The following is a 17,497-nucleotide window of genomic DNA, read 5'->3' on the forward strand; positions in this document are numbered from 1 at the left end:
CCCGGCCGTCCGCTCATCCCCGCTCGGTTAGGTAGCCATCGGTGCGGGTAGCTGTCCGATCAATGCCGTTCGGACGGTTCAAAGCACTCTTCGGCGGGCCGGCGCGGACCCGGGTCATCCTGCTGTTCGCCGGCGTGTTCGCCATGGGCTCTGCGGATCTCGGCATGCTTGGCGCGCTGGCCCGGGAACTGGAGGGCGCCTTCCGAATCGGCCACGCGCAGCTCGGCCTGCTGGCGACCATGTCGTCCGGGGTCGGCGCGCTCGCCACGATCCCGATGGGGGCGCTGGCCGACCAGGTCGTCCGGGTACGGCTGCTGATCTACACGATCGTCCTGTGGAGCCTGGCCCTCCTCGTCGGCGGGGCGGCCCAGTCCTACCTGTGGCTGCTGCTGTCCCGGCTCGCCCTGGGCGGTGCGACCACGGCGGCCGGGCCGCTGCTCGCCTCGCTGACCGGTGACCTCATCCCGGCCGCCGAACGGGCGAAGGTGTACGGCTGGATCCTGACCGGCGAGATGATCGGCGCGGGCGCCGGGCTGATCGTCGGGGCCAACATCGGCGCCGCGGTGTCCTGGCGGTACGGATTCTGGCTGCTCGGCCTCCTCGGCCTCGGGCTGGCCGTCGCCGTGTTCCGGTGGCTGCCCGAACCCGCCCGCGGCGGGGCGAGCCGGCTGCCGCCCGGCGCGCACGAGATCCCGCGGGCCGCCCCCGTCCGGATGCGCGGCAACCCCGTGGCAATGCCCCACGGCACCGGGGGCGCCGACGTCCTGCGGCAGGCCTGGCGGTCGACAGGCCCGGCACTCGCGTACATCCTGCGGATCCGTACGATCAGGATCCTCATCGTCGCGTCGTCGGTCGGGTACTTCTTCTTCGCCGGCCTGCGCATCTTCAGCGTGGTCTTCGTGGCGAGCCGGTACGGCGTCGACACGCGCGAGCTGACCGGTCTCGTCGTGGCGGTCGGTGCGGGCGCACTCGCCGGCACGGTACTCGGCGGGCGGCTGGCCGACCGGCTGCAGCACAACGGCCGCCCGAACGCCAGGATCTTGGTTCCGGCCGTGGCGTACACGGGGACGGCGCTGCTGTTCGCGCCCGGCCTGGCGTCCGCGTCGGTGGCGTTCGCCCTGCCGTTGCTCATCCTGGGCGTGGCGATGCTGGGCGCGGCGAACCCGCCGTTGGACGCGGCCCGGCTCGACATTGTCACGCCCTGGCTATGGGGCCGCGCGGAGAGCGCAAGAACGGTCCTGAGCCTCACCGCGCAGGCGCTCGGTCCCGCGTGCTTCGGCCTCGTCGCGGACGCGCTGGCCGGCCGGGGCGTGACGAGCCGGGCAGCCGGCCTGCGCGACACCTTCTTGATCATGCTCGTTCCGCTGCTGGCCAACGGGCTGATCATGCTGTCGGCGCGGCACACCTACCTGACGGACAAGGAGGCCGCCCACCGAGCCGGCGCCACCGAGTGCGCCCCGGCCGCCGACTGACGACGGCTTCCGACCGCTTACCGCGCGGTCCCGTCCAACCTGGATGGAGGTCGTTCCGGAAGGGCCGTCCAGAAGGATTGTCCGCGCTCTGCGGGGGTATGTCCGATGCCGTCCTTCCCGGGCGGCGTCCCGCATCCGGCGTTGTGGACGCTGACCAGGGCTACGCGCGGCGTGACCTGTTGAACGGCGCCCGCCGAGTGGAGGGGGTGCCGAGCATGGCTGAGCGGAGAGCACAGCAGGAGACGGGAGGCGGGTGGGCCCGCGGCTTCACCGTCTTCGCCGGGATAATGATGATCATCGCCGGTGTGTTCCACATGGCCGCGGGCCTGGCCGCGATCGTCGAGAACAAGTTCTTCGTGGTCACGGCGGACTACTTGTACGCGTTCGACGTGACCGGCTGGGGATGGATTCACCTCATCGTGGGCCTCGTGGTACTCCTGGCCGGCTTCGCGGTGTTCTCCGGACGGCTGTGGGCCCTGGCCCTGGGCATCGTTCTGGCCGGACTGAGCGCCATCGCGAACTTCCTGTTCCTTCCCTACTACCCGCTGTGGTCGCTGCTGATCATCGCGCTGGATGTATTCGTGATCTGGGCGCTGGCCGTGCACGGCTGGAAGGTCAAAGCGTGATGGCCGGCGGGCCACCGCGTGACCGGTCCGCAGTCCGGGCAGACCGGTTCACGCGGTGTCGGACGGTGCAGGGCCGTGGTGTACTCGTCGGGCCGGGTCACCTTGTGGACGACGAACCTGCCGCCACGCCGCTGGGAGAAGAAGCCGAGGCCGGCCCACATGCGTGCCGTCTCGACCAGCAGTTCGACGCCGTGTCTGAACAGCAGGTCGGAGTCGCCGGTGAGCTTGACGTACTGGTCGAGGGCATAGGCGATGTCGGCATCGATATGATACTGCGCCGTCCCGGCGGCGTAATACGCCGACGCTTCTTCGCCGTTCATGGTGCGCCAAGGGAACAACGCCCCTGCGCAGCCGACCTCACGGGCCCGGCGGCGGGCCGCGGGCAGCATGCGGATGCGATGCATGAGCAGACTGCGGGCCACGTTCGGTGACGTATGTGTCAGGAACGGCAGCACGTACGCCTCGGTATCCCAGAAGTAGTGCCCCTCATAGCCGGTGCCGGTCAAACCCTTCGCAGGCACTCCATGCCCTTCACTGCGCAGCGACGCCTGCAGGATGCTGAACAAGCTGAAATGCAGCGCCTGCTGGGCGGCGGGCGACCCCTCCCAGACCACCTCACTGCGCCGCCAGAACTGGGTGACCACACGCTCGTGGTCTACGAGCGCGGCCGCATAGCCGATGCCGCGGGCTCGGTACAACGTCACCCCCGGCACGGTCGGCCAGGTGCGCGGCATTCTCGGCGCCGTAGTGGTAGGCCAGCCACTTGGTGAGCGTGACGGTCTGTCCGGGCCGCGCATAGGCCTCGAAGGCAACATCGGCGCGATCACCGTCGACCTTGGTACGGACGTGTGTGACGGCCTGCTCGTCGAACTCGTGATCCATCCCGACGGCGACCACCAGCTCGCTGCGCGCCGTGCGGTAGGTGCGGATCACCCGGACGTTGTCGACACGTTCGAGGCCGGGCTCCAGGGTCGCTTCGGTGAGTGCCCGGCTCTGTCGCGGGTCGAGCGCCGGTCCGTCTGCTGTCGCCCGTGGGGTGAGCAGTTCCGAGGAGATCATCAGACGGCCGGGAGCGTCCAGCGCCGTCACCTCGTAGCGCAGGCACGCCATGTGTCGGTGGGCCAGGGACACGAACCTCCTGGTATCCACCCGGAACCGCCGGCCGTCCGGCAACTGGTACACCACCGAGCGGTCCAGTACGCCCCGCCGCATGTCCAGGGCGCGGTCGAACTGCCGAACCTCCGTCGTCTCGCACGTCACCGGGTCATCGTCGACGAACAGCCGGATCGTGGTGCCGTCCGGCACCCGCACGATGGTCTGGCCGGTGGTGGCGAACCCGTGGGCCTGTTCCGGATACACGATGGGCCAGGTCTCGTGGCGCAGCCAGCTCCTCCGCGTGCCCGTCCCGGTCAACCCCCACGACCAGTCCGAACGCGCCGGCCCGGCCGGCCTGCACTCCCGTGCCGGTGTCCTCGACGACCACCTCCCGGTCGGGCGGGACGCTGAGCCGGCGGGCAGCTTCCAGGTACGCGTCGGGCAACGGCTTGGCCGGCAAACGAAGGTTCTGCGCCGTTACACCGCCCACTCGGGTGTCGAACAGGTTGGTGATGCCCGCGTACTGCAGGATCGAGGCGCAGTTGCGGCTGGTCGACACGACCGCGGTCCGCAGCCCCGCCTCGCGCAGCTCCCTGACCCAAGCGACCGATCCCGGGAATGCCTCGACACCGGTCCGTTCGAGTTCATCCTCGACCAGCAACTGCTGACGGTTGCCCAGGCCCCACACTGACTCCGCCCCGGGCCGCGAGTCGGGTGAACCCTCCGGAAGTTCGATACCGCGAGAGGCCAGGAAGTCGCGTACACCGTCCTGACTGGGCTTGCTGTCGACGTACGTGGCGTAGTCGGTCCGTTCGTCGAACCTGGTGGTACGGGTGCCGTGCTCGGAGTCCCACGCGCCCAGGAACTCCTCGAACGTGCGCTTCCAGGCCGCTGCCTGCACCGGGCGAGTGGCGGCCAGGACTCCCCCGAGGTCGAACAGCACCGCGTCGAACTCGGTGAGGGCGACTGAAGACGACATGACGATCTTCCCGCTGCTTTCCGCTCGGCGCGGACTGCCACCTGCACCCGGTGGTGATCACCTCAATGGTAGGCGTGTCGCTGCCGGGGCACGTGCCACAACGAAGGTGATCGAGCGTATGCCGAAAGCGCGGCGTCAATCGTCGACGAGTGGGTAATCCGCACGCGTTCACACGTCGGATCACGTTCGCGCGTCGGATCACCAGGAGGCGACCAGTTCATGGCCACGCTGTCGACCACGGAGGCCGAAACCACACTCTTTCACGCGCTGTCGGTCGACGACGCACTCGCCGTGGAGCATGTCGAACCGCTGTCCGGCTTGCCGCCTGCCGAGGTGTCGTCCCGGCGTGCCAAGTACGGCCCGAACCGGTTGGTCGAGTCGCGCAAGGAGCCGTGGTGGCGGGCGTTCCTGCGCCAGTACGCCGACCCGATGCAGATCGTCCTGCTGTGTGCCGGGATCGGCAGCCTGTACCCGCTCAAGCAGTTCGGCACAGGGATCCTGTTGCTGGCGTTGACCTTGTTCAACGCGGTACTCGGGCTGCGTCAGGAGGGCAAGGCCGCGGCCGCCGTCAGCGCACTGCAGAAGATGATGATCGTCAAGGCGCGGGCCCGCCGCGGCGGGCAGCTCACCGAGCTCGCGGCCGAGGAACTGGTACCGGGTGACGTCGTGCAGATCGAGGCCGGCGACCTGGTCCCCGCCGACGGGCGGCTGGTCAGGTCCGCCGGGCTCGAGGTCGACGAGTCGGCGCTGACCGGCGAGAGCGTCCCCGTCGCCAAGAACGCCTACACGGTCGCTGGGGCCGACGCAGCACTCGGCGACCGGGTCGACATGGTGTACATGAACACCAACGTCACCCGCGGCGCCGGCGACCTCGTGGTCACCGCCACCGGGATGGCGACCGAGGTCGGGCACATCTCCGGCATGTTGCAGGCCGAGCAGGGCGCCGAGACGCCGCTGACCCGGCAGCTGTCGCGGCTGACCAACCAGATCCTCGTCGTCGCCGGCGTCGCGCTGCTGCTGTCGATCTGGCTGAACCTGTCCCGCGGCAACGCGTTCAACGTGGTGTTCCTCGCCGCGATCGCCTTCGCGATCTCGGCCATCCCCACCGGCCTGCCGGCCGTCGTGACGACCATCCTGTCGATGGGCACGCAGCTGCTCGCCCGGGCGAACGCGATCGTCAAGCGGCTGCGGTCCACCGAGACGCTCGGGTCGACCTCGGCCATCAACTCGGACAAGACCGGGACGTTGACGCTGAACCAGATGACCGCCGTCGAGCTGACCATCCCGGGCCGGCGCTACGTGGTGACGGGCAGCGGATACCGCACCGACGGCGACATCCGACATGCCGCCGGCCAGCCGGGCGTGCCGCTGGAGCCGTTCCTGCTGCCGATGGCGCTGGCCGGCGACGCCGTGGTCAGCGACGGCCAACTGATCGGCGATCCCACCGAGGGAGCGCTGGTCGTGCTCGCCGAGAAGGGCCACCTCGACGTGGCCTCGACGCGGCAGCGGTACCCGCGCATCGCGGAGGTACCGTTCGACGCCGCGTACAAGCTGATGGCCACGTTCCACCGGATGAGCGACGAGTCGGGTAACCAGGTCGTGCGTTGCTTCGTCAAGGGCGCCCCGGACCAGTTGCTCGCCCGCGCGTCGTCGGTGATCACCCCCGACGCGGCACCGACCCTGCTGGACGACGAGCTCTGCGCGCGCTACATGGCCGAGAACGAGCGGCTTGCCGAGCAGGGGCTGCGGGTCATGGCCACGGCCCGCAAGGACTTCGCCCCGGCCGAGTTCGACCCGCAGGCCGACCTGCTCGACACCCTCAACGGGCTCACCCTGCTCGCTCTCGTCGGCATCGTCGACCCGCCGCGGCCACAGGCGAAGGCCGCCATCGCCACAGCGAAGGCGGCCGGGATGCGGGTCCGCATGATCACCGGCGACCACGCCATCACCGCGGCGGCCATCGCACAACAGCTCGGCATCAACGGCCGGGCCATCAGCGGCGCCGAGTTCGCCACGATGAGCGACGACCAACTGATCGGCGAAATCGACGACATCGGGGTCATCGCGCGGGTGACACCCGAGCACAAGGTACGCCTCGTGGAGATCCTGCAGCGCAAGGGCCACATCGTCGCGATGACCGGCGACGGCGTCAACGACGCGCCCGCCCTCAAACGCGCCGACATCGGCATCGCGATGGGCATCACCGGCACCGAGGTCTCCAAAGAGGCCGCCGCGATGATCCTCACCGACGACGACTTCGCAACCATCGTCAAGGCCGTGGAGATCGGCCGGGCCCTGTACGACAACCTCAAACGGTACGTCTTCTTCCAGATGGGCGTCCTCATCGGCTTCATCGCCACGTTCCTCGGCGCCAGCATGTTCAACGTCGCCTCCGGTGTGCCGTTCCTGCCGCTGCAGACGCTCTGGGTGAACTTCACGACCCAGGTGTTCCAGGCCATCGGTCTCGGCTACGGCAAGCAGGACCCGGACGTCATGCGACGGCCACCCCGCCGCTCGGACGAACCCCTGCTGTCCACACGCATCCTGCTCTGGCTCGCCGTCGTCGGCCTGGTGCTGGGCGTGGTCACCCTTGCCGTGATCGTCTGGAGCGACCGGGCCTACGGCACCGGCGTGGCCCGCACCATGGGGCTGACCACGTTCTCGATCCTCAACCTGGTGCTGTCGTTCACCGTCCGCAGCGACGTGCGTTCGATGTTCAGCATGGACACGTTCGAAGACCGCCGGTTCCTCATCACCAGCGGCATGTCGGTCATCGCAATCATTCTCGCCACCGAACTCGGCCTGCTCCAGCGCATCCTGCACACCGTCAGCCTCAACCTGACACAGTGGCTCGTGTGCGTGGCCGCCAGCGTGTCGGTGATCGTGGTTACCGAGCTGCGCAAGATGGTGTTGCGTCACCGTGCCGCGACGACCGGGGCCCCGGCCCCGTAACAAACGAGCGCTGCGGGCCGCCTGAGCGCCACACGGCCGTCGGCGCTCGCTCAATTGGCGGGGTTCAGTCGCTCCGATCATGGCCGATTGTCGGCATGTAGATGATTGCGGACGTCGACTTCGTGTCATGAACGGCAGTCCAGCGCGGCTTCCGTCCGCGGTGTTCGCGCAGGACAAGGGCGATCTGCTGACTGGGCATGATGCGCTGCTGTCGGCACGGCAGGCCCCGGAGCGTTTTGAACCCAATCCGAAGTTGCGGGTGGACGACGGCAGTGTGGTGCTGGGCGCCGAGGTAGCGGTCGTGGATCTGTTAGCCGCGGTGCTGGCCCGAGTCGTGTTGGAGGCCCAGCGGGTGGCCTCCGGCGGCTTCGAGATACCCATCCGGCGGGGTGGTGGTCAGCAGGCGGACGCGCAGATGCGCAGGGCGGAGAGCGCGCCGTAGTAGGCCGGCTTGCGGGCGCCCGTGGCGTCGAACAGCAGGGGCGTCAGGTCCGGGCGCCACGAGTCGCTGTCGCGGATGCCCCAGACGGTGATGCCGCGGCAGCGCGACACCACGACGCAGGAGCTGACGACCCGCCGGTACGCGTCGGCCTGGGTCGATCCCGAGCCGCCGATGTCCAACTCGGTGATCTCGACGTCCACCCCGAGCGCGGCGAAGGTCGCGATGGTCCGGGCGTAGGCGGCGGGGATCCCGGCGGCGTCGGGGAAGTGGCTCTCCAGGCCGATGCAGTCGATCGGCACTGCCCGGGTCTTGAAGTCACGTACGAGGTCGTAGACGGCCTGCGCCTTGGCCAGCGCGAGATCCTCGATGCCGAAGTCGTTGTAGCACAGCCGGGCGGCGGGGTCGGCGGCCCGGGCGGCGCGGAAGGCCTCCTCGAGGTAGGCCGGCCCGAGCCGGTTGGCGAATACCGACGGCCGGACGGTGCCGGCGTCCGAGAACGCCTCGCTGACCACGTCCCAGGTCCCGACCTGGCCGCGGAAGTGGGTCACGGTGGCGGTGACGTGGACGCGCAGCGCCGCGCGCGTGTCGTCGGCGCCGAGCCCGGCCAACCAGGCGACGTGGTCGGCGCTCGGCGACACCAGACCCCGGCCCCGGACGGCGGCGCCCCGGGCCCGGGCCTGGTCGACCACCCGGCCGGCGGCGTTGAAGGTGAACTGGTTGCGGGCGGGCTCCACCGCATCCCACTCCAGCGCGTTCTCCGGCGTGACGGAGTTGAACTCCTGGCCGAGGATCCGGGTGTAGACGGGGTCGGTCAGCCGGCTCGGCTGGACGGCCGCGCCGAAGTAGCGGCCGCGGGCGGCGGCCGCCCCGCCGAGGCCGGTCGGCGCGGCGGCCGCGCCGGTCAAGGTCAGCACCCCCAGGGCCCCGGCGAGCAGCGCTCGGCCGATGGACGGCGCACGCATCATGGTTCCTCCCGCGTCGTAGCCGAAACTTTCACGGATGTTCCGGAACATTATTGCATGGAGATTTCTCGATATTGACATCAAACGTCGTACGAAATACCTTCCCGGCATTGGCTGGTCACGACACTCCGGGAGGCGCCACGTGAAGTGCCGCATCGTCACATCGGTCATCGCCGCCGTCGCGCTGCTGGTCAGTTCGGCGTGCTCCGGCGGCGGTTCGGGCAGCGGGTCGGACCCCAAAACTTTCGAGTTCTGGTCGTTCACCGGCATCAACCAGAAGGCCGACGTCGACCGGTACACCAAGGCGCACCCCGAGACCAACATCAAGCTGACCGAGGTCGGCAGCACCAGCGAGACCGCCCAGGCGCTCACCGCCGCCCTGGCCGGCGGCAAGGTGCCCGACCTGGTCCTGATCCAGGGCGACGATCTGCCGAAGTTCATGCAGGCGCCGGAGAACTTCGTCGATCTCCGGACGCTCGGGGCGGACAAGATGCAGGGCGACTACCTGCCCTGGGTGATCAGCCAGTCGACCGCCAAGGACGGCCAGGTCGTGGGCATCCCGACCGACGTCGGCGGGCTGGCCATCGCCTACCGGACCGACCTGTTCAAGGCGGCCGGCCTGCCGACCGCCCGGGACGAGGTCTCGAAGCTGTGGCCCACCTGGGACGCGTTCATCCAGACCGGCCAGCGCTACGTGCAGGCCTCCGGCGGCAAGCAGTTCCTGGACAACGCGCCGACCAGCGTCTACTTCCAGGCCATCAACCAGGGCACCGAGCGGTACTACACCAACACCGACCGCAAGCTCTCCTACGACAAGAACCCGCAGGTGAAGGACGCGTTCGACCTGACCCTGAAGGCCATTGCGGCCGGCATCACCGCGAAGCAGGGCTCGTTCTCGTCGGGCTGGACCGCGGCCATGGGCAAGGGCGACTTCGCCGTGGTGGCCGCGCCGTCGTGGATGCTCGGCTCCATCCGGACCAACGCCCCCGCCACCGCCGGCAAGTGGGACGTGGCGTCGATCCCCGGCGGCGCCGGCAACTGGGGCGGCAGCTACCTGGCCATCCCGAAGCGGGCGAAGAACCCGCAGGCCGCGTGGAAGTACATCACCGAAACGCAGTCGCCGGCCGGGCAGCTCGACCACTTCCTGCTCACCGGGGCGCTGCCGACGACGCCCTCGGTGTACACGGACCCCAGGCTCGTGGGGAAGACCGACCCGTTCTTCTCCGACGCGCCGGTCGGCAAGATCTACACCGAGTCGGTGACCAAGCTCAAGCCGTTCTACATCGGGCTCGAGGACGGCCCGATCGGCACCGAGTTCCTCAACGTCCTCACGAGCGTGGAGCAGGGCAAGCTGGCGCCGGACAAGGCCTGGGGCACGGCCATGACCAACGTCAAGAACGCCGTCAAGGGTTGAGCCGCACGTGACCACCATGCTCAACCCGACCCCGGCGGCGGCCACCCGGGCGGCGCCGCCCCGGGCCAGGGCCGTGCACCTGGGGGTGCGGGAGCGGCTGGCGCCGTACGCCTACGTGGCGCCGTTCTTCCTGCTCTTCGCCGTCTTCGGGCTGTTCCCGCTGCTGTTCACCTTCTACGTCGCGCTGTTCGACTGGGACCCCATCGGCGAGCACACCTTCGTCGGGCTGGACAACTTCGACCGGCTGCTGCACGACCCGCGCTTCTGGGGCGCGCTGCGCAACACGTTCAGCATCTGGGCGCTGTCGACCGTTCCGCAGCTGCTGCTGGCGCTGGCGACGGCGCACGTGCTCAACCACGCGCGGCTGCGGGCCGCGGGCTTCTTCCGGATGTCGGTGCTCGTGCCGTACATCACCTCGGTCGCCGCCACCACGATCGTCTTCAGCCAGCTGTTCGACCGCGACTACGGGCTGCTCAACTGGCTGATCGGGCTGCTCGGCTTCCAGCACGTCGAGTTCACCGCGTCCGTCCTCGGCAGCCACATCATGATCGCCGCGATGGTGATGTGGCGCTGGACCGGGTACAACACCCTGCTCTACCTGGCCGCGTTGCAGGCGGTACCGCGGGAGGTGTACGAGGCCGCCGCGGTCGACGGCGCGGGCGGTTGGCGGCAGTTCCGGCACATCACGATCCCCTCGCTACGGCCGATCATCGTGTTCACCGTGGTCACCTCCACCATCGGCGGGCTGCAAGTCTTCACCGAGCCGCTGCTGGCCAGCCCGGGCTCGCTGACCTGCGGCGCGGCCCGGCAGTGCCAGACCCTCACCCTCTTCCTGTACGAGCAGGGCTTCGGCCGCTTCCAATTCGGCTACGGCTCGGCGATCGGCGTCGCGCTCTTCGTCATGGTCGTCATCGTGGCCACGGTCAACTACCTACTCGCCAGCCGGATCCGCTCGGAGCGCCCATGACGACCACGCCCCGCCGCCACCGCGTCAATCGGACCCCGTGGTGGGTGTACGGCCTGCTCGGCGTCATGGTCCTGGTCAGCGTCTTTCCGCTGTACTGGATGTTCGTGGTGGCCACGACGGACTCGGCCACCGCCTACAGCCTGCCGCCGCACGTGCTGCCCGGGCGCAATTTCCTGCACCTGGCGGGCCTGGTGTTCGACATCGTGCCGTTCGTCAACGCGCTGCTCAACAGCCTCATCGTGGCCACCGCGATCGGCATCGGCCAGGCTTTGCTGTGCGCGCTGGCCGGCTTCGCGTTCGCCAAGCTGTCCTTCCGCGGGCGCGACACCTTGTTCCTGATCGTCGTGCTGACCATGACGGTGCCCACCCAGCTCTCGGTCGTGCCGCAGTACCTCGTCATCTCCGAGCTCGGCTGGGTCGACTCGCTACAGGCCCTGATCGTGCCCGGCCTGGTGAGCGCGTTCGGCATCTTCTGGATGCGCCAGCACATCGCCCACGCCATCGACGACGAGCTGCTGCAGGCGGCCCGCGTCGACGGCGCCACGACCTGGCAGATCTTCTGGCGCATCGCGTTCCCGCTGGTGCGACCGGCGGCGTTCGTGCTCGGCCTGTTCGGGTTCGTCAACGCCTGGAACGACTTCCTGTGGCCGTTCATCGTGCTGAAGTCGCCGGACCAGTACACCATCCAGATCGCCATCAAGGCGCTGCAGAGCAGCCGGGACATCGACCTCGGCCTGGCCATGTCCGGCTCGTTCCTGGCCACGCTGCCGCTGCTGGTGCTGTTCGTCTTCGTCGGCCGCCGGCTGGTCAGCGGCATCATGGAAGGCGCCTTCAAGGGATGACCGCGCCGACGAGGGTGATCCTGCCGCCGGTCGTCCGCGCGGGCACCGCCGCCGCCGCGCTCGTCACGGCGGAGGTCTTCGAGATCACCGTGCTACCGGCGGACGCGCCGGTGCTACTGGCCGGCACGCGGCGGCCGGACCCCGACCCGGACGTGTACCCGGCCCGCCTCGCGTACGCGCTGCACCTGACCCTGGTGTCCGCGGAGGGCGCGGTGACCCGGCTCAACGACGACCGCGCGGTGCTGTTCCCGCGCTCGGTGCCGACCGAGCACCTCGACGTGCACCGGGTGCGCACCCTCACCGACCCGTGGGTCTTCGCGACCCCCGACGGGTACACGATCGTGGCCACCCCGGCCCTGCGCGACGGTACGCCGGAGCCGGCCGCCGCCTCCTCGGTGCTGCTGTTCCACTCGCCCGACCTCATCGAGTACCAAGAGATCGGGCTCGTCCGGCTGGCCGGCGGGGGCGGCGTCCGCCGGCCGCGCGGGGTCTACGACAGCGCCCGCGCCGAGCACGTCCTGTGGTGGACGGACGACGCCGGCCGGGCCTGGTCGTCGCGCTCGGCCACGCCGGCCGGGCCGTGGGGTGCCCCGGAGCCGGGCGCGCCCGAGGTGCCGGGGGAGGCGGCGCCGGACGGGGTCTGTGCCCTGCCGCTGAGCGAGGAGGCGGCCGAGCGGCTGCGGCGCCGCTTCGGCCGGGTCCGCAGCGTCGCCGTCGAGGTACCGTCGCTGCACGTCACCGCGGGCGGTCCGGCCCGCGAGCTGGCGTGGGCGGAGCTGACGTACGACGACGGCTCGACCGCGCGGCGCCCCGTCGACTGGGACCCGGACGGCCTCGCCGCCGTCGCGTGGGGCACGCCCGGCGAGTACGTCGTCGCCGGAACGGTGCGCCAGCGCGCCTACCCGTTCCCGTTCGTCGTCGACCGGGCCGACCCCACGGTGCTGGCCTACCGCGGGCGCTGGTACCTCATCGCCACCGACGACCTCGGCGGGGACTGCGTCGCCCCGACCAGCCTGCTGATCCGCACCGCGGACGACATCGCCGGCCTCGCCACCGCGGCCGACCACGCGATCCTCGGCACCGGGCCGGCCGGCATCGCCGGCTGCTTCTGGGCCCCCGAGCTGCACGATTTCGGCGGCCGGCTGCATTGCTTCTTCGCCCCGTGCATCGGGGCGGCGGACTGGAAACGGGTGCAGTGCCACATGATGCGGCTGCGCGACGGCGGCGACCCGGTCGTCGCAAGCGACTGGGAGTCGCCCCGCCCGGTCCGGCGGGCCGACGGCTCGCCGCTGCGGCGCGACGCCGAGCACCCCGGGCTCAGCCTGGACATGACCTACTTCGAGGACGCCGGGCGCAGCCACGTCGTGTGGTCCCAGCGGTACATCACCGACCGCATCGGCGATGCCGGGCTCTGGATCGCCACGATCGACCCCGCCGAACCGTGGCGGCTGACCAGCGACCCGGTGCACCTCCTCGCCGCCGGGTACGGGTGGGACGACGAGGTCGCCGAGGGCCCGTTCCTTGTCCGCCACGGCGACCGCCTCGTGCTGACCTACTCCGGCTCTGCGGTCGGGCCGACCTATGCCGTGGGGGCGATCGAGGCGGCCGCCGGCGCCGACCTGCTCGACCCGGGCGCCTGGACCCGGACCGCGGCGCCGGTCCTCGCCACCGGCCCCCACTTCAACCAGTGGGGGCCGGGGCACAACACGTTCGGCCGGGACGAGGACGGCGTGGAGCTCGTCGTGTTCCACGCGCACCCCACGCTCACCACCCGCGGGCGGTGCACGGCGCTGCGGCGCACCCACTGGGCCGCCGACGGCCGCCTGATCCTCGACCAGCGCCCCGACGAGGAGGTCGCCCCGCACCTGCGCACGGTGCGGGCGAGCGTGCACGTCGTTCAGAAGTCGTCGTCGAAGGACACCGTGCCGGCGACGCCGACCTGACAGGCCGGGACCCGCCGCTCGCGCATGCCGCCTGAGCTGCCCGGATGAGGCTACCGGCACGTTTCGCGGCATGGCGGGGGCCGTGGTGCAGTCCGCCGTTCCTTGCTGCGGGGACTTGACCCTGCGGAGGCCAGGGCACCGGCCCGGGGGTACGCCAGTGGCCCACCCGGGGGCGAGCGCCGGCGCTTCTCGGCAGGCTGTTGGGCATCCGGGCGGTCGTCCTTCACGACCGCCCCCGGCGCCAGGGGGAAGACATGGCAACCATTCACCTTCACCAGACCACCACCGCCACCCCGGAGCAGGTCCTGACGGCGTTGATCGACTTTGGGCCTGGCCGATCCGAGCTGTTCAGTGCCGACTCGGATGAGTTCCTGAAGGTGCACGAGCAGGGACCGACATTCGCGGATGTCACCGAGGGCACCAGCCAGGCCTGGGAGCGGCTGCGGTACGACTGGTCGGATCCCCGGCGAGTGGTCATGAAGACGATCGATTCGAACCTGTGGGGCGGTGCGTCAGGACACGTCTACACCATCACCGGCAACGCCGACGGGACGACCAACGTGGACGCCGTGGTGGTGCGAGAAGGTAAGAACGCCAAGGGACGGGTATTCGGATTCCTGTTCCGCACGGTGGCCAAGGGGGTCCTGGCGAAGGCGCTGGCCAGTACGGTCAAGGCCATCGAGGCCCGCAACAAGGTGTCGCTGCGCGGAAGTCGTTGACCCGCCGCGCTCCGGGGCCGAGGCGATCAGTCACTGTCGTGTAGCGACTGATCGCCAGGCCGCATGACGACAGGTGTCGGCGCCACTGGATGCTGATGGTCGCGCCGTCGCCCCGGCGAACTTCATCCCCTCTTTCCTCGCGCCGAGCGCGCCGCGCCGGCCGAGAGGACCCCGACGACCCAGCCCTTCACCGGCGAGGCGCCGGTCCCGCGAGTAACCCCGCTTCTGTGTGTCCCGTCATACCGGGTTACTGCCAGCCGATCTGAGCAGCGACAATGACTGGCAGCCGCGAGGTCCGACCGGTGTGGTCGGGCCCACTTGTCGACTTGCCGGGATCAGGAGCGCTGGGTGACGTGCCCATCAACGCCGAGGCTTCTGCGCTGCGAGGGCGTCGACGCGAGCAGGAGGCGCTCGACCGGCTGATGCGGGACGTTCGCGCCGGGCAGAGCCGGGTGCTCGTCCTGCGCGGCGAGGCCGGAGCGGGCAAGACAGCCCTGCTCGACTACCTGAACGCGCAGGCTTCGGCCGTCCGCGTGATCCGAGCGGCCGGGGTGGAACCGGAGTCCGAGATCGCCTACGCCGCCCTGCAGCAACTCTGCGCGCCGCTGCTCGGCTACCTCGACCGGCTCGCCGAGCCGCAGTGTGTCGCACTCGCCACCGCCTTCGGGCTGAGCGCCGGCGAGCCACCGGAGGCGCTGCTCGTCGGGCTGGCCGTGCTGGGGCTGCTCGCCGCGGCCGCGTCGGAGCAGCCGCTGGTCTGTGTCGTGGACGATGTGCAGTGGCTGGACCGGATGTCCGCGGTGATCCTCACCTTCGTCGCCCGGCGGCTGGATGCCGAGTCGGTCGCCCTGGTCTTCGGTGCGCGCAGCCCCGGTGACGAAGAAATCCTCGACGGGCTGCCGGAGCTGCGCGTCGAGGGATTGTCGGACGCGGACGCGCGGGAGCTCCTGGGCTCGGTGCTTCCCGGGCCGGTGGATGCCCGGGTACGAGACCGGATCGTCGCGGAGACGCGCGGCAACCCGCTCGCCCTGCTCGAGCTGCCCCGCGGTCTCACACCGGCGGAACTGGCGTTCGGGTTCGGCGGGCGGAGCACGACGCCTCTGGTGAACCGGGTGGAGGAGGGCTTCCAGCGACGCATCGCGGCGCTGCCGGCGGATACCCGCACGCTGCTGCTCACCGCAGCCGTCGAGCCGGTCGGCGATGTGCTGCTGCTGTGGCGCGCGGTCGAGCGGCTCAGCGTCGGGTTGGACGCCGCCGCACCCGCGGAGGCCGCGGGCCTGATCGAGATCGGTACCAGGGTACGGTTCCGGCACCCGCTGGTCCGCTCGGCCAGCTGGCGCACCGCCGAGCCCACCGAGCTGCGCGCCGTACACCGGGCGCTCGCCGAGGTGACCGACCCCCAGCAGGACCCCGACCGACGCGCCTGGCACCGGGCGCACGCCGCGCTGGGACCGGACGAAGAGGTCGCCGCCGAACTGGAGCAGTCGGCCGACCGGGCGATGGCGCGTGGCGGCCGGGCCGCGGCCGCCGCCTTCCTCACCCGCGCGGCCGAGCTCACTCCGGATCCGGCCGAGCGCACCGGGCGCATCCTGGCCGCCGCCGAGGCCCGATTCGCCGCCGGAGCCCTGGCCGAGGTGTCGGACCTGCTGGGCGCCGCCGAACTCGGTCCGCTCGACCCGGTACAGCAGGCCGCAGTGGAGCGGCTCCGCGCCAAGGCCGCGTTCGCGCTCAACGCCGGACGGGCAGCGGGACCGCCACTGCTGACGGCCGCACGCCGCTTGGAGGCGCTGGATCCCGTCGCGGCTCGGCAAACCTACCTGGCGGCGATCGGCGCGGCCGTGAACGCGGGGCGACTCGGCGGCGACGACCTGCGTCGGGCGGCCGAGGCCGCCCGCGACGTCACGCCCGGCGGGGAGCCCGCCGGCCTGCTACTCGCGGCTCTGACGGCATGTTTCCTGGAGGGACATGCGGTGGCAATACCGCTGTTCACCCGTGCCCTGGCCGCGGTCGCCGTCGAGAACGACCTGGATCTGGCCTGGCTGAACGGGGCCGTGGCGCACGAGGTATGGGACGACGCGGCATTTCTCACCAGAACCGAGCAGGTCGTCAGCTACGCCCGTACGAGCGGCAGGCTATCCCTCCTGCCGGCCGCACTGACCTTCCGTGCCACCGCGCTGATCCACGCCGGCCGCTTCGCTGACGCGGCGGACCTGCTCGACGAGGCCGAGGCCCTCGGAAACGTCACCGGCGCGCCGCCACATCCGGCCAGCATGGTCATTCTGGCTGCGCATCGCGGGCGCGAGGAGCCGGCGCTGGAACTCATCGAGGCTCTGGTGAGGTATGCCGAGGCGGGTGGCCTGGGGTGGAACCTGGCCGTCGCCGGATACAGCAGAGCGGTGCTGTTCAACGGGCTCGGCCAGTACCCGGCGGCGTTGGAGGCGGCGTTGGAGGCGGCCCGGTACGAAGACCTCGCTGTGCTGCAGTGGGCGCTCGGGGAACTAGTCGAGGCTGCGGTCCGTGCCGGCGCGAACAGCGTCGCGGCCGAGGCACGGGACCGGCTCGCCGCCCGTACGTCTGTCGTCGACACGGCCTGGGCACGCGGCGCCCAGGCGCTCGCAGACGCGCTGACCGGTCCGGCCGAGTCGGTCGAGGAGCACTACCGCGCGGCGGTCGAGCAGTTCGGCGCGACCCGGCTCAGCCTGCAAACGGCGCGTGCTCGCCTGCTCTACGGCGAATGGCTGCGCCGCGAGGGCCGGCGCGGAGACGCGCGGGACCAGTTGCGCGCCGCGCACGAAGCGTTCACCACCATGGGGGCCGAAGGATTCGCCGAGCGCGCCGGGCGCGAGCTCGCGGCCACCGGCGAGACGGTACGCAAGCGAGCCCTTGGGGTACGCGAGGAGCTCACCTCGCAGGAGGCGCAGATCGCGCGGCTGGCGGTGGCGGGGCGTACCAATCCGGAGATCGGCGCAGTGCTGTTCCTCAGTCCGCGCACCGTCGAATGGCACCTGCGCAAGATCTTCACCAAGCTGGGCATCAGCTCCCGCCGCGAGTTGGCCTCTTCCCTGCGCGACCGGTAACCAGCGG

The 17,497-nt window shown here is 70.6% G+C and carries 14 protein-coding genes; 10 read left to right on the forward strand and 4 right to left on the reverse strand.

The window, feature by feature from the left end; all coding sequences use genetic code 11:
- Positions 1–62: 62 nt before the first annotated feature.
- Positions 63–1,472, forward strand: coding sequence for an MFS transporter (locus tag AB0B76_RS39710; protein ID WP_360385404.1), 1,410 nt, complete (start codon positions 63–65; stop codon positions 1,470–1,472).
- A gap of 215 nt (positions 1,473–1,687) precedes the next feature.
- Complete coding sequence (locus tag AB0B76_RS39715) at positions 1,688–2,098, forward strand: hypothetical protein (protein ID WP_360385406.1); 411 nt, start codon at positions 1,688–1,690, stop codon at positions 2,096–2,098.
- Here AB0B76_RS39715 and AB0B76_RS39720 read toward each other — a convergent pair.
- From AB0B76_RS39720 to AB0B76_RS39730, 3 genes are read right to left on the reverse strand one after another with little or no spacing between them, the layout of a single operon-like run.
- The gene (locus AB0B76_RS39720) at positions 2,011–2,832 is read right to left on the reverse strand and encodes a hypothetical protein (RefSeq protein WP_360385408.1); all 822 of its coding nucleotides are present in this window, start codon (positions 2,830–2,832) and stop codon (positions 2,011–2,013) included. The two genes, AB0B76_RS39715 and AB0B76_RS39720, sit on opposite strands and share 88 nt — an antisense overlap.
- Positions 2,714–3,403 carry a hypothetical protein gene (locus AB0B76_RS39725; protein WP_360385410.1) on the reverse strand — a complete coding sequence of 230 codons (690 nt, stop codon included), beginning with the start codon at positions 3,401–3,403 and terminating at the stop codon, positions 2,714–2,716. The genes AB0B76_RS39720 and AB0B76_RS39725 overlap by 119 nt, the downstream gene beginning before the upstream one ends.
- Entirely contained in the window at positions 3,363–4,136 is a 774-nt protein-coding gene (locus AB0B76_RS39730) for an HAD family hydrolase (protein WP_360385411.1), read from the reverse strand. Before AB0B76_RS39730 ends, AB0B76_RS39725 begins: the two co-directional genes overlap by 41 nt.
- A 255-nt stretch (positions 4,137–4,391) precedes the next feature.
- Between AB0B76_RS39730 and AB0B76_RS39735 the strand changes: the two genes are divergently transcribed.
- On the forward strand, positions 4,392–7,124 hold the full coding sequence (locus AB0B76_RS39735; RefSeq protein WP_360385413.1) for a cation-transporting P-type ATPase: 2,733 nt from the start codon (positions 4,392–4,394) through the stop codon (positions 7,122–7,124).
- A 127-nt stretch (positions 7,125–7,251) separates the two neighbouring features.
- Complete coding sequence (locus AB0B76_RS39740; RefSeq protein ID WP_360385415.1) at positions 7,252–7,566, forward strand: hypothetical protein; 315 nt, start codon at positions 7,252–7,254, stop codon at positions 7,564–7,566.
- On the opposite strand, the gene AB0B76_RS39745 is transcribed toward AB0B76_RS39740, so the two are convergent.
- On the reverse strand, positions 7,521–8,531 hold the full coding sequence (locus AB0B76_RS39745; RefSeq protein ID WP_360385417.1) for an endo-1,4-beta-xylanase: 1,011 nt from the start codon (positions 8,529–8,531) through the stop codon (positions 7,521–7,523). The genes AB0B76_RS39740 and AB0B76_RS39745 overlap by 46 nt on opposite strands.
- A gap of 139 nt (positions 8,532–8,670) precedes the next feature.
- Between AB0B76_RS39745 and AB0B76_RS39750 the strand changes: the two genes are divergently transcribed.
- From AB0B76_RS39750 to AB0B76_RS39775, 6 genes are all read left to right on the forward strand, one after another.
- Entirely contained in the window at positions 8,671–9,942 is a 1,272-nt protein-coding gene (locus tag AB0B76_RS39750; protein WP_360385419.1) for an extracellular solute-binding protein, read from the forward strand.
- A gap of 16 nt (positions 9,943–9,958) precedes the next feature.
- Positions 9,959–10,909 (forward strand): sugar ABC transporter permease, encoded by a 951-nt coding sequence (locus AB0B76_RS39755; RefSeq protein WP_360385507.1) that lies wholly within the window; start codon positions 9,959–9,961, stop codon positions 10,907–10,909.
- Complete coding sequence (locus AB0B76_RS39760) at positions 10,906–11,751, forward strand: carbohydrate ABC transporter permease (RefSeq protein ID WP_360385421.1); 846 nt, start codon at positions 10,906–10,908, stop codon at positions 11,749–11,751. The genes AB0B76_RS39755 and AB0B76_RS39760 overlap by 4 nt, the downstream gene beginning before the upstream one ends.
- The gene (locus tag AB0B76_RS39765) at positions 11,748–13,694 is read left to right on the forward strand and encodes a family 43 glycosylhydrolase (RefSeq protein ID WP_360385423.1); all 1,947 of its coding nucleotides are present in this window, start codon (positions 11,748–11,750) and stop codon (positions 13,692–13,694) included. The genes AB0B76_RS39760 and AB0B76_RS39765 overlap by 4 nt, the downstream gene beginning before the upstream one ends.
- A gap of 254 nt (positions 13,695–13,948) precedes the next feature.
- Positions 13,949–14,413, forward strand: a complete 465-nt coding sequence (locus tag AB0B76_RS39770) for a hypothetical protein (RefSeq protein ID WP_360385425.1) — start codon at positions 13,949–13,951, stop codon at positions 14,411–14,413.
- A gap of 353 nt (positions 14,414–14,766) precedes the next feature.
- Positions 14,767–17,490, forward strand: a complete 2,724-nt coding sequence (locus AB0B76_RS39775) for an AAA family ATPase (protein ID WP_360385427.1) — start codon at positions 14,767–14,769, stop codon at positions 17,488–17,490.
- Positions 17,491–17,497: the final 7 nt, after the last annotated feature.

The organism is Dactylosporangium sp. NPDC049140, assembly GCF_040648435.1.